The organism is Cellulomonas sp. SG140 (assembly GCF_025770785.1).
Classification (GTDB): Bacteria; Actinomycetota; Actinomycetes; order Actinomycetales; family Cellulomonadaceae; genus Cellulomonas.
In genome coordinates this window covers 250549-262507 of record NZ_JANZLA010000003.1, presented here as the reverse complement: position 1 = coordinate 262507, position 11959 = coordinate 250549, and the positions used below count along the sequence as shown (strand labels likewise).

At 73.3% G+C, this 11959-nt stretch carries 11 protein-coding genes and 4 tRNA genes; 5 read left to right on the top strand and 10 right to left on the bottom strand.

The features are described from left to right. The first annotated feature begins 25 nt into the window (after window positions 1-25). Window positions 26-1294: a kynureninase gene (kynU, locus tag N0B34_RS07655; protein WP_263730754.1), complete on the top strand. Its 1269-nt coding sequence runs from the start codon at window positions 26-28 to the stop codon at window positions 1292-1294. Window positions 1295-1364: 70 nt separating this feature from the next. Here the strand turns inward: kynU and N0B34_RS07650 are convergent, their stop codons facing one another. The 9 genes from N0B34_RS07650 to N0B34_RS07610 form a co-directional block, all read right to left on the bottom strand. Next, complete coding sequence (locus N0B34_RS07650) at window positions 1365-1967, bottom strand: NUDIX hydrolase (protein WP_412175711.1); 603 nt, start codon at window positions 1965-1967, stop codon at window positions 1365-1367. Further along, complete coding sequence (pdxS, locus tag N0B34_RS07645; RefSeq protein ID WP_318529969.1) at window positions 1964-2875, bottom strand: pyridoxal 5'-phosphate synthase lyase subunit PdxS; 912 nt, start codon at window positions 2873-2875, stop codon at window positions 1964-1966. The genes N0B34_RS07650 and pdxS overlap by 4 nt, the downstream gene beginning before the upstream one ends. A 77-nt stretch (window positions 2876-2952) precedes the next feature. Further along, window positions 2953-3606 (bottom strand): hypothetical protein, encoded by a 654-nt coding sequence (locus tag N0B34_RS07640; RefSeq protein WP_263730753.1) that lies wholly within the window; start codon window positions 3604-3606, stop codon window positions 2953-2955. After that, entirely contained in the window at window positions 3603-4796 is a 1194-nt protein-coding gene (locus N0B34_RS07635; RefSeq protein ID WP_263730962.1) for a glycosyltransferase family 4 protein, read from the bottom strand. The genes N0B34_RS07640 and N0B34_RS07635 overlap by 4 nt, the downstream gene beginning before the upstream one ends. Before the next feature lie 26 nt (window positions 4797-4822). Further along, a complete protein-coding gene (locus N0B34_RS07630; RefSeq protein ID WP_263730752.1) occupies window positions 4823-5794 on the bottom strand; it encodes a phosphatidylinositol mannoside acyltransferase in 972 nt (323 codons plus the stop codon). Further along, on the bottom strand, window positions 5791-6402 hold the full coding sequence (gene pgsA / locus N0B34_RS07625; RefSeq protein WP_263730751.1) for a phosphatidylinositol phosphate synthase: 612 nt from the start codon (window positions 6400-6402) through the stop codon (window positions 5791-5793). Before pgsA ends, N0B34_RS07630 begins: the two co-directional genes overlap by 4 nt. A gap of 4 nt (window positions 6403-6406) precedes the next feature. Further along, window positions 6407-6982, bottom strand: coding sequence for an HIT family protein (locus tag N0B34_RS07620; RefSeq protein ID WP_263730749.1), 576 nt, complete (start codon window positions 6980-6982; stop codon window positions 6407-6409). Between the two features lie 3 nt (window positions 6983-6985). Beyond that, on the bottom strand, window positions 6986-9028 hold the full coding sequence (gene thrS / locus N0B34_RS07615) for a threonine--tRNA ligase (RefSeq protein WP_263730748.1): 2043 nt from the start codon (window positions 9026-9028) through the stop codon (window positions 6986-6988). A gap of 174 nt (window positions 9029-9202) precedes the next feature. Continuing rightward, window positions 9203-9274, bottom strand: a tRNA-Val gene (locus N0B34_RS07610). A gap of 225 nt (window positions 9275-9499) precedes the next feature. Between N0B34_RS07610 and N0B34_RS07605 the strand changes: the two genes are divergently transcribed. Beyond that, window positions 9500-9928, top strand: a complete 429-nt coding sequence (locus tag N0B34_RS07605) for an SsgA family sporulation/cell division regulator (protein WP_263730747.1) — start codon at window positions 9500-9502, stop codon at window positions 9926-9928. A 60-nt stretch (window positions 9929-9988) separates the two neighbouring features. On the opposite strand, the gene N0B34_RS07600 is transcribed toward N0B34_RS07605, so the two are convergent. Next, window positions 9989-11068, bottom strand: coding sequence for a chorismate-binding protein (locus N0B34_RS07600; RefSeq protein ID WP_263730746.1), 1080 nt, complete (start codon window positions 11066-11068; stop codon window positions 9989-9991). A 121-nt stretch (window positions 11069-11189) separates the two neighbouring features. Between N0B34_RS07600 and N0B34_RS07595 the strand changes: the two genes are divergently transcribed. The 3 genes from N0B34_RS07595 to N0B34_RS07585 all read left to right on the top strand — a co-directional run bounded on the left by N0B34_RS07595 (window position 11190) and on the right by N0B34_RS07585 (window position 11471). Then, window positions 11190-11262, top strand: a tRNA-Gly gene (locus N0B34_RS07595). A gap of 48 nt (window positions 11263-11310) precedes the next feature. Further along, a tRNA-Cys gene (locus N0B34_RS07590) sits at window positions 11311-11381 on the top strand. Window positions 11382-11396: 15 nt separating this feature from the next. Beyond that, a tRNA-Val gene (locus N0B34_RS07585) sits at window positions 11397-11471 on the top strand. The last annotated feature ends 488 nt before the right edge of the window (window positions 11472-11959 follow it).

Genomic DNA, 11959 nt, shown 5'->3' with positions numbered 1-11959 from the left:
CTCGCGGGCTGGCAGGCTGGCGCCCGTGGCACCCACCGACGACCAGGCACCCGACCGGCTCGAGCTGCGGGCGCGCGAGCTCGACGAGCGCCACGCCCGTACGGACCTGCGCGACCGCTTCGAGCTGCCGCCCGGGCTGGTCTACCTCGACGGCAACTCGCTCGGCGCCCTGCCGCGGGGAGTCGCGGCCGCCGTGGAGGACGCGGTGCGGGTGCACTGGGGCACCGACCTCGTCGCCTCGTGGAACGACCACGCCTGGTGGGACGCGCCGCTGCGGGTCGGCGACGCGATCGCCTCGCTGGTCGGGGCGGCTCCGGGCCAGGTGGTGGTCGGCGACTCGACGACCGTGCGGCTGCACCAGGCGCTGCACGCCGCCGCGCGGCTGCGTCCCGACCGCCCGGTGCTGCTGACCGACCCGCGGTCGTTCCCGACCGACCTGTACGTGGCGGCCGGGGTGGCCGAGCAGGTCGGATGGGCGGTGGTGACCGCCCCGCCCGACGAGGCGTCGGCGGCCCTCGCAGGGCTTGCGGCGGAGGGACGGCCCGTCGGCGCCGTCGCCTACTCGCACGTGGACTACCGGACCGGGCGGCTGTGGGACCTGCCGGGCGTCACGGCAGCGGCGCACGCCGCCGGAGCCCTCGCCGTGTGGGACCTGTGCCACTCGGCCGGTGCCGTCGAGGTCGACCTCGACGCGCACGGCGTCGACCTCGCCGTGGGCTGCACCTACAAGTTCCTGAACGGCGGCCCGGGGTCACCGGCGTACCTCTACGTCGCGCGCCGCCACCTCGCCGAGGCGGCCAACGTGCTGCCCGGCTGGCACGGGCACGCGCGGCCGTTCGCCATGGAGCCCGCCTACGAACCGGCGCCCGGTATCGGCCGGTTCCGGGTCGGGACGCCACCCGTGCTGTCGATGGTGGCGCTCGAGGCCGCGCTCGGAGCATTCGACGGCGTCGACCTCGGGGCGCTCCGGAGCCGATCGCTGTCGCTGACCCGGTACCTGAGAGAGGCGATCGAGCAGCTGGTGCCCGACGTGAGCGTCGTCACACCCGCCGAGGACCGGCGACGCGGTTCGCAGCTGTCCGTCCGCCACCCGGAGGCCTACGGGGTGGTGCGGGCGCTCGCTGCGCGGGGCGTGCTCGGCGACTTCCGCTCGCCGGACGTGGTCCGGCTCGGCGTCGCGGCGCCGTACCTTACGCACGTCGACATGCTGACGGCAGCGCGGGCGCTGCGCGCGGTGCTCGAGGGCGGGGAGCAGCGCGATCCGGCGTACCACCTGCGCGCTCAGGTCACCTGAGGGCTGCGGGGGGACCGGCCGGCCGGCGTCGACGGTGGCCAGCCTGCCTCACCGCCGTAGGACCGGCCGCTCACTCCTCCCGTGCGAGGCCCAGGTGCCGGGTCACGCCGTCCCAACCGGGCACCAGAGCGGCGACCAGGTCCACCAGACCGACCGGGAACACCTCGATCTCGACCGCCCGGAGCTCGTCCAGCCCCCACCAGCGCACCTCGTCGAGCACGTCCAGCTCGACGTGCGTCCACCCGTCCCGGGTGAGCTCGCCGAGGCCGTCGGACGTGATCCGGGCGAGGTACAGGTCCTCGTCCTGCCGGCAGTGCTGCGCGTAGAAGTCGAAGATCGCCGACCTCGTGTAGACCGGCCCGACCAGCCGCTCCGCGTCCAGGCGGATGCCGGTCTCCTCCTCGAGCTCGCGCACGGCGGCCTGCCGCGACGACTCCCCCTCGGCGATGCCGCCACCGATGGTGAACCACCAGCTGCGGTCCGGCTGGTCGAGGTCGTGGCCGCGCATCAGCAGCACGCGGTCCTCGTCGTCGAGCAGGATGACCCGCGCGGCACGCCGGAACAGCAGGCCGTCCGGGCCGGGTACCCAGTCGGGTCCCAGCCCGGACACCGCTCCCCGGTCGACGTCGGGCCGCGGCTCGTCGTCGCCGTGGGTGGGGCCCGCTGCGGTCACCAGCCCCGCTCGGCCAGGCGGTGCGGCACCGGGACGTCGTCGACGTTGATCCCGACCATCGCCTCGCCCAGACCGCGCGACACCTTGGCGATGACGTCGGGGTCGTCGTAGAACGTCGTCGCCTTGACGATCGCGGCGGCGCGCTGCGCGGGGTTGCCGGACTTGAAGATGCCGGACCCCACGAACACCCCCTCGGCGCCGAGCTGCATCATCATCGCGGCGTCCGCCGGGGTGGCGATGCCACCCGCCGTGAACAGCACCACCGGGAGCTTGCCGGCGCGGGCGACCTCGACCACCAGGTCGTACGGGGCTGCGAGCTCCTTCGCCGCGAGGAACAGCTCGTCCTCCGGCAGCGACGTCAGCCGGCGGATCTCGTCCCGGATGGTGCGCATGTGGGTCGTGGCGTTCGACACGTCACCCGTGCCGGCCTCGCCCTTGGAGCGGATCATGGCCGCACCCTCGTTGATCCGCCGCAGCGCCTCGCCGAGGTTCGTCGCCCCGCAGACGAACGGGACGGTGAACGCCCACTTGTCGATGTGGTGGGAGTAGTCCGCCGGAGTCAGCACCTCGGACTCGTCGACGTAGTCCACCCCGAGGCTCTGCAGCACCTGCGCCTCGACGAAGTGGCCGATGCGGGCCTTGGCCATCACCGGGATGGACACGGTGCTGACGATGCCGTCGATCAGGTCCGGGTCGCTCATCCGCGCGACGCCGCCCTGGGCCCGGATGTCCGCCGGGACCCGCTCGAGAGCCATCACGGCGACGGCCCCGGCGTCCTCGGCGATCTTGGCCTGCTCCGGGGTGACGACGTCCATGATGACGCCGCCCTTGAGCATCTCGGCCATGCCGCGCTTGACGCGCGCGGTGCCGATCACGCCGTTGTCCTGGACTTCCTTCTCGGTGCTCACGTCGCGCCTCGCTCATCCGTTCTGCGGTGGGGGGACGGCCCATCGTAGACCGGTGCTCCGAGGCACCCCGGAGCCGTTCAGGGGCGCGGACGCACCATCGGCAGACCCTCGGGCCAGGCGTCGTCGAGCTCGAGCGTCGTGGGGTTGGGCGCCGTGCCCGCGAGCCGCAGGAGGCGCACCAGAGCCCCGCGTCGGGCGGCCCTGGTCTGTGCGACGGCGTCGTTGTGGAACCGACGCGCCAGCTGGACCCGGTACCAGGCCGCCGCGAGGTCGTCGAGCAGCCCGTCGCCCCCCAGCTCCGCGCGCAGCACGGCCACCTCGTCCGGGTCGCGCAGCACCTCGCGGAGCGCCGCGGTCAGGTCGCTCTCGACCTGGCCCCGGTCGCAGGGCTGCGGTGGACGGGCGGCCGAGCCGGACTCGTCCGACGAGGTGTCGAGGAGCCGCCGCAGGTCCGGCGGGACGGTGAGCGCGGCGGGTTCGGGGCCTTCGCAGCTCAGCGACGTCCAGGCGGCCTCGCCGACGATCATCGCGCTGGCGGGGTCCAGCAGCCCGCTCGTGGCCAGCTCGGCGGCCGCCGTCGCCCGGCGCACCAGCTGGGCGTCGACCACGGCCCGGGAGGCACCGACCCGGCGGTGCAGCCGGTCCAGCCTGGTCGCCGCCACCCAGACCAGCCACAGCAGCACCAGCAGCACGACGGCGACCAGCAGGATCGCGAGCTCCAGGCGGCTCACCGCGGATCACGTCCCCGGCGGAGCTCCATCAGCCGCGCGCCGCGCAGCGACGACGGGTCCTCGCCCACCGGCGCGTCGCGGCCGGCGACCGCCATCTCGTAGACCGTCAGCACCTGGTCGCTCACGGTCGACCAGTCGTACCGGCGCACCACCTGCCGGGCGTGTTCGGCGACCGTGCGACGCAGCTCGGTGTCGCCGAGCACGCGCAGGAGCGTGTCGGCGAGGTCGGCGCTGTCCCCCGTGCGGAACAGGACGCCGGCCGAGCCGTCGTCCAGCACGCGGGCGAACGCGCCCAGGTCGCTCGCGACGACCGGGGTGCCGGCGCTCATCGCCTCGACCAGGACGATCCCGAAGGACTCGCCCCCCGTCTGCGGCGCGCAGTAGACGTCGACCGACGCCAGCAGCCGGGCCTTGTCCGCGTCCGAGAGGCCGCCGAGGAACTCCACGGACTCCGCCCGCGCTCCGAGGACCTCCTGCGCCTGGTCCTGCCCGGTCTCACCGCGGCCGGCGACGAGGAACCGGGCGCCGGGCACCTGGTCCAGCACCCGGCCGACGGCTGCCAGCAGCACCGGCAGACCCTTGCGCGGCTCGTCCAGCCGTCCGAGGTAGGCGATGGTCGGCGCACCCGGCGTGCCCGTCCAGCGCTCGTCCCGCTCGGCCGAGGAGAAGCGGTCGACGTAGACGCCGTTCGGGATGACCACGGCGTCACCCCCGAGGTGCTCCACGAGGGTCCGGCGCGCGTCCTCGGAGACGGCGATTCGCGCGGAGATCTTCTCCAGCGACTGCCGCACCAGGGGGTACGCCAGCTGGAGGGAGCGCGACCGGACGATCGCGGTGTGGAAGGTGGCGACGACGGGCCCGTCGGCGATCCAGAGCGCGAGCATGCCGAGGCTCGGTGTGACCGGCTCGTGCAGGTGCAGGACGTCGAACTGCCCTGCCGCGAGCCAGCGGCGCACGCGGGCGGCCGTCACCGGGCCGAAGGTCAGCCGAGCGACCGAGCCGTTGTAGTGCACGGGTACCGCACGCCCGGCCGGCACCAGGTACTCAGGGACGGGGGTGTCGTCCGCCGCCGGCGCCAGCACCGAGACCTCGTGGCCGGCGGCGATCAGCGCCTCCGCGAGGTCGCGGACGTGGAACTGCACGCCGCCCGGCATGTCGAAGGAGTACGGGCAGACGATCCCGACGCGCAGCGGTCGGTGCGTCGCCCTTCGCCCGGTCACGGCTCCCCCGCCGCGGCGGCGACCGTTGCGGCGTAGCGGCTCGGGTCGAGGTCGGAGACGAACACCCGCTGGAGCATGTGCCAGTCCTGCGGGTGCGCCGAGATCACGGCGGCCAGCCGGTCGACCCACGCCTGCGACACGGCCTGGACCCGGTCGCGGTGCGGGAGGTCCTCCGGGACGGCGATCACCGGGAAGAACTCGATCACCAGACCCCACGGCGTCCCGGCGCGGCGTCGGCGCTCACCCCCGAGTCGCTCGTAGGTGATGCCGACCGGGCAGAGCGGGGCGCCGGTCATCACCGTGAGGGCGGCCGGTCCCGCCGCGACGCGCGCGGTCTCGCCGAACAGCTGGACCTCCACGCCGCGGGCCGTCAGGTCCCGGTCCGCGAGCAGCGGCATCACGCCGGGGCCGGTCCGTGTGGCCCGCACGAGCGCCCGGAACACGTCGCTGCCGCCGGTCAGGGGCAGGATCCGCATCCCGAGGCTCTCGCGGAAACCGACGAACTCCTGGAACAGCTCCTCGGGCTCGAGGCGCTCCGCCACGGTGGTCACGGGTGCGAGGCTCGCGGTCGCCCAGGCGCCCGCGAGGTCCCAGTTGCCGAGGTGCCCGAGCGCCATGACCACCTGCCGGCCCGCGTCCAGGTGGGGCTGGACGTTCTCGCGCCCGACGACCCGAACCCGGGCGGCGATCTGCTCGGTCGACGAACCCGGCAGCGTGAACGCCTCACCGAAGTAGCGCAGGTACGAGCGCATCCCCGCGCGGGACAGCCGGCGCAGCTCTCCGGGCGCCAGCTCGGGACGGACCCGCCGCAGGTTCGACTCCAACCGCCGGACACCGGCTCCGTGGCGCAGCCAGGTGAGGTCGGCGGCGGCGATCGTCGCCCCTCGGACCAGCGGCCCTGGGAGATGCCGGCCCCACCGCCAGGCGAGCGCGTAGACCCGGGCGACGCCCGCACCCGGTCGGCTCACCGGCCGGCCTCCGCCACCTGTCGGTGCACCGCGGCCATGCGTTGGCCGACCGTGATCGCCGACGCGACCGCCAGCAGGCCGAGCACCACGGTGAGCACCACGTGGGGCAGCCCCGCGCCGACGGCCGCGGTCGCGACGAGCACGGCGACCAGCCGGTCGGCCCGCTCGGCGATGCCGCCGGACGCCGTCATCCCGAGCCCCTCGGCGCGTGCGCGCGCGTAGGGCACCACCGAGCCGAGGACCAGGCAGGCCAGCGCGAGCACGGCGGCGAGCCTGTCGTCGCCCCGTCCGAAGAACCACAGCACCAGGCCACCGAACACCGCCGCGTCCGCGAACCGGTCGAGGGTCGAGTCGAGGAACGCGCCCCACGGGCCAGACCGGCCGGCCTGGCGCGCCATGACACCGTCGAGGGAGTCGGTCAGCGCGCTGAGGCCGATCAGCACGGCTCCGAGCAGCAGGTGGCCGGTCGGGAAGGCCCACAGGCCGATCACCACGACGGCCAGCGTCCCTGTGGCCGTCACGGCGTCCGGGCTGACCCCGGCCCGCAGCAGCACCCGGGCCACGGGCGTGAACAGCCGCGTCATCGCGCCGCGAAGTCCGTGCAGCACCTGCTCACTCCCCCCGGACGGGCCACGCCGCGGCGAGCCGCGCGCGGGTGTCCGCGAGCAGCTCGGGGAGCGCCCGGCTGCGCGCGACGATGGGAAGGAAGTTGGAGTCGCCGCGCCAACGGGGCACCACGTGCTGGTGCAGGTGCGCCGCGATCCCGGCTCCCGCCACCTCACCCTGGTTCATGCCGAGGTTGAAGCCCTGCGGCGCCATCACGGCACGCGTCACGCGGATCGCCTGCTGCGTCAGCGCCGTCACCTCCGCGACCTCTGCGGGCGTCAGATCGGTGAAGTCGGACACGTGCCGGTACGGGCACACCAGCAGGTGGCCGGAGTTGTAGGGGTACAGGTTCAGCACGACGTACGCGACGTCCCCGCGCGCGACGACGAGCCCGTCCTCGTCCGGCAGGCTCGGAGCGCGGCAGAACGGGCAGCCCGGGCCGGGCTGGTCGTCCGTCGGCTTGTCGGCGCCGCCGATGTAGGCCATCCGGTGCGGTGTCCACAGCCGCTCGTAACCGTCGGGCTCGCCCGCCAGTCCCCCGGCGGCCTCCAGCGCAGGCACGTCGACCTCGTCGTCCGGCACGGCTCAGACCTGGACGCGGTCGCGCACGGCCGCGACGACGCGTTCGACCGCCTCGGCCACGGGGACGCCGTTCTCCTGCCGCCCGTCCCGGTACCGGAACGACACGGCGCCGGCCTCGACGTCCTCACCGCCGGCGATCAGCACGAACGGCACCTTCTGAGTCGCCGCGTTGCGGATCTTCTTGCCGAAGCGGTCGTCGGACGCGTCGAGCTCGGCCCGGATGCCGCGCGCACGCAGCTGCGCGACCACGTCCTCCAGGTAGGGCTGGAAGGTCTCGGCCACCGGCACGGCGAGCGCCTGGACCGGCGCCAGCCACGCCGGGAACGCTCCGGCGTAGTGCTCGACGAGGATCGCGAAGAACCGCTCGATCGAGCCGAACAGCGCACGGTGGATCATCACCGGCCGCTGCCGGGACCCGTCCGGCGCCGTGTACTCCAGCTCGAACAGCTCCGGCTCGAAGAAGTCGAGCTGGATGGTAGACAGCTGCCAGGTCCGGCCGATCGCGTCCTTGGCCTGGACGGAGATCTTGGGGCCGTAGAACGCGGCGCCGCCCGGGTCGTCGACCAGCTGCAGCCCCGACTCGGTGGCCACCTCGCGCAGCGTCTCGGTGGCCTCTTCCCACGTGGCGTCGTCCCCGACCGACTTCTTCGGGTCGCGGGTGGACAGCTCGAGGTAGAACTCGTTGAGGCCGTAGTCGCGCAGCAGGTCGAGCACGAAGGTCAGCAGCGAGGCGAGCTCGTCGCGCATCTGCTCACGGGTGCAGTAGATGTGCGAGTCGTCCTGCGTGAAGCCGCGGGCGCGGGTCATGCCGTGCACCACGCCGGACTTCTCGTAGCGGTAGACGGTGCCGAACTCGAACAACCGCAGCGGCAGCTCGCGGTAGCTCCGGCCGCGGGACCGGAACACCAGGTTGTGCATCGGGCAGTTCATCGGCTTGAGGTAGTAGTCCTGGCCCTCGCGCTTGACCGTGCCGTCCTCGTGGTACTCGGTGTCCAGCCGCATGGGCGGGTACATGCCGTCCGCGTACCAGTCGAGGTGCCGGGAGGTGTGGAACAGCTGGGCCTTGGTGATGTGCGGGGTGTTGACGAAGGAGTAGCCCGCCTCGACGTGCCGCCGGCGGCTGTACTCCTCCATCTCCATGCGCACGATGCCGCCCTTGGGGTGGAACACCGCCAGTCCGGAGCCGATCTCGTCCGGGAAGGAGAAGAGGTCCAGCTCGGAGCCCAGCCGACGGTGGTCGCGGCGCTCGGCCTCGGCGAGGCGGTCCAGGTACGCGCGCAGCTCGTCCTTGGTGGGCCACGCGGTGCCGTAGACGCGCTGGAGCTGGGGGTTCTTCTCGCTGCCGCGCCAGTACGCCGCGGCGGACCGGGTCAGCTGGAAGCCGTTGCCGATGAGGCGGGTGCTGGGCAGGTGCGGGCCGCGGCACAGGTCCTGCCAGGCGATCGAGCCGTCGCGGCGGACGTTCTGGTACATCGTGAGGCCGCCGAGACCCACCTCGACCGACGCGCCGTCGTCGTCGGAGGCGTCGCCCTTCAGGCCGATCAGCTCGAGCTTGTAGGGCTCGTCGACCTCGATCTGGCGGGCCTCCGCCTCGGTGACGTCGACGCGGCGGAAGGTCTGGCCCTCCTTGACGATGCGCGCCATCGACTTCTCGAGCGCGCGCAGGTCCTCCGGGGTGAACGGGGTCTCGACGTCGAAGTCGTAGTAGAAGCCGTCGGTGATGGGCGGCCCGATGCCCAGGCGCGCCTTCGGGTTGACGTCCTGGACCGCCTGGGCGAGGACGTGCGCGGTGGAGTGCCGGAGGACCGCCAGCCCGTCGGGCGAGCCGATGGTGACGCCGTCGACGGTGGCCCCGGCCGGGAGCGGGAGGTGCAGGTCGCGCAGCTCGCCGTCCACGCGGACGACGACGACGTCCCGACGGTCGGCGAACAGGTCGGTGCCCGTCGTGCCCGCCTCGACCGTGGTCTCGACTCCGTCGACGGTCAGACTGATGGGCTCGGACACGGACTGTGCTCCTCGGGATCGGTGGCCGCCGCTGGTCGGCATCAGGAAGCGGCGGGACGTGCAGCGCGACGGCGGACAGCAGTCGCGACGGGCGTGGCTCGATGCTACCGAGCCGGCCTCGGCCTTTTCGCCTCGCTTCGCCCCACCGCCCGACCTCTGCAGGCCGCCCACGAGAACGGCGAAGGGGCCCCGCGTCAGGCGGGACCCCTTCAGGTGTGGGCGATACTGGGTTCGAACCAGTGACCTCCTCGGTGTGAACGAGGCGCTCTACCACTGAGCCAATCGCCCGACGAGCACCCACCGTAGCGGGCGTCGAGAGGATGCTACCCAACCCTGGCCTGATCACCGAACCGGCAAGCGGATGCCCGTATACGCCCGTTCGGTTGGCGACGGAAGTGACCGGGCAGGCTGCGGTTGCTGCGGTCGGGTGAAAGGTGCTGACCCACCACGCCAGATGTGGCGGTCCGCTGCCATGATGTGACTGTCCGATGAGCCCGCCGAGTGGAGGACCCGATGACGAACTCGTCGTACGACGTCGTCGAAGTCGTCGCGATGCAGCTCATCGGCTCGGACGCGAGCGTCGTCCCGGTGAGCACCCAGCTGGCCTTCCGGACGACCGATCCGTACACCGTCCGCGCCGTGTTCACCGGCGGCCAGTCGTCCTCGACGTGGCTGCTCGGCCGCGAGCTGCTGGTGCAGGGCATGCACGCCAGCTCGGAGGAGCCGGCCGGCACGGGTGACGTGCAGATCTGGCGGGACGAGGACCCGGACTACACCCTCATCTCGCTGTCCGGCGTCGAGGGCAGCGCGCTGCTCGCAGCACCGACCGAGCCCGTGCTCCGCTTCCTCGCCGCGACGGAGTCGCTGGTGCCGCTCGGTGCCGAGAGCGACCGCATGGAGGGCGAGATCAGCGCCCTGATCGCGGCGCTGCTCACCGCCTGACCGTCCGGTCGCTCCCCGGCCGGGCGCGCTGCGCCCTCTCGGGCGGAGCCTCCGCACGCGTCACGTGGCTGTGCTGGAGGCGAGTGCGACGAGCCGCGCCGCCTTGAGCTCGGTCTCGGCCCACTCGGCGGCCGGGTCGCTCCCCCACGTGATGCCCGCACCGGTGCCGAAGCGCAGCATGCCGTCCGACCACCAGAAGGTCCGGATCGACACCGCGAGCCGTGCCCTGACGGAGCCGTCGTCCGCGACGTGGACCCAGCCCACCGTGCCGCAGTAAGGACCGCGCGGGACGGGCTCCAGCTCACGGATGAGGCGGAGCGCGGACGACTTCGGCGCCCCGGAGACGGAACCCGGTGGGTACGTCGCGTCGAGCACCTGCCGGCAGGCATCGGCGGCGCCGGCGACCTCAGGGTCGAGGCGGCCGGTGACGGTCGACACCAGGTGGACCAGCCCGGGGTGCTGCTCCTCACCCAGCAGGGTGGTCACCTCGACGGAGCCCGGGACGCACACCCGCTGCAGGTCGTTGCGCACGAGGTCGGTGATCATCACGTTCTCGGCGCGGTCCTTGGATGACAGCCCGGCGGAGTGGGCGGCGGTGCCCTTGATCGGACCGCTGCTGATCCTGCCCCCGTCGACCGAGACGAAGAGCTCGGGTGAGGCGGTGACCACCCAGACGCCGGGATCGTCGCTGGTGGGGCCGACGTGGACGCCGCCCTGGTACGGCGCCGGGTTGCCCGCCACGAGCCGTCGGCCCAGCGCCGAAGCGTCCGGACCCCGGCCGGTCGCAGGCAGAGGGGCTGCGAGGACGCGGCAGAGGTTGACCTGGTAGACGTCGCCGCCACGGATGCGCGCGCGGATCGTCTCCACGCCGGCCCGGTACGCCTCCTCGCCCATGGAGCTCGACCAGGCGTCCGTCCCGGGGCCGGCCCAGCGACCGCCGGGTCGCTGCGGCGCAGTGGTGGCGCGGCCGACGTGGACGTCCGCGAAGCGCCACGCTCGGACCCGGCCCTCGAACTCCCCCACCACCGCCCACCAGCCCGGTCGCGACAGCGCGTCGGGCTGCTGCGTGAGGTCGACCGCCTCGAGCACCCCGCGGGCGTGCACCCCGTCGAACCAGGCGGTCGCGGACGGCTCCAGCACGGGCTCACGCTAGCGAGCCGCACCGCGTGGACGCGCCGGCCGGCCGACCGGTTGGACTCTCGTCGCGAACCTCGGTTAGAGTCTGGGACGCACACGGCGCCCCCGCGGGGACGTCGACAGCGCGGACGTGGCTCAGTTGGTAGAGCATCACCTTGCCAAGGTGAGGGTCGCGGGTTCGAATCCCGTCGTCCGCTCGGAGGCTATCCACATCGGCGAAAGCCGCTGGGGACTGCGGTCTCACCGGTGGAGTGGCCGAGAGGCGAGGCAGCGGCCTGCAAAGCCGTATACACGGGTTCGAATCCCGTCTCCACCTCGGTTCACACCCGACGGGCGATTGGCGCAGCGGGAGCGCGCTTCCCTGACACGGAAGAGGTCACTGGTTCGATCCCAGTATCGCCCACCAGCATCACCGCAGGTCAAAGGCCGTTCCGGACTCGTCCGGGGCGGCCTTTCTGCCACCCAAGGGACGGATTATGGCAACGCGGTCGGCGCGTCTGGTCCGACGGTCGCGGCGTTTCCGACTCCGGGTCTGCATCGTGTTCCGACCCAGTGCACGACGATGCAGTGGGGCGGAGTCGACGCAGGTTCTGAGCCACGCCGCCGGCGACTGCGAGACAACCGCAGCCGATCCTCAGTTCCCGCTCAGTGCGAGCTGCCCGTGTTCGTCGCACACGCTCGCGGGTCATGACGCCATGCGCGCGGGCCAGCGGAACCGGTCACGCAGGTCGACTCTCGTCGTCCGCTCCGCCCCGGAGCAGCGAGCCACCGCCGTCCGCTCCGAGGGCAGCGGCCGTGGGGGGGGGGGGGGGCCCCCCGCCCCGGGGGGGGGGCGGGGGGGGGGGGGGGGGGGGCCCGCGAGAGAGCACCCCCCGGCCCGATACCACTAAACAG

Excerpts from the sequence above, each read along its gene's own strand:
- thrS (WP_263730748.1), bottom strand. The coding sequence starts at position 9,028 with ATGCCGACCAGCGGCGGCCACCGATCCCGAGGAGCACAGTCCGTGTCC.
- N0B34_RS07605 (WP_263730747.1), top strand. The coding sequence starts at position 9,500 with ATGACGAACTCGTCGTACGACGTCGTCGAAGTCGTCGCGATGCAGCTC.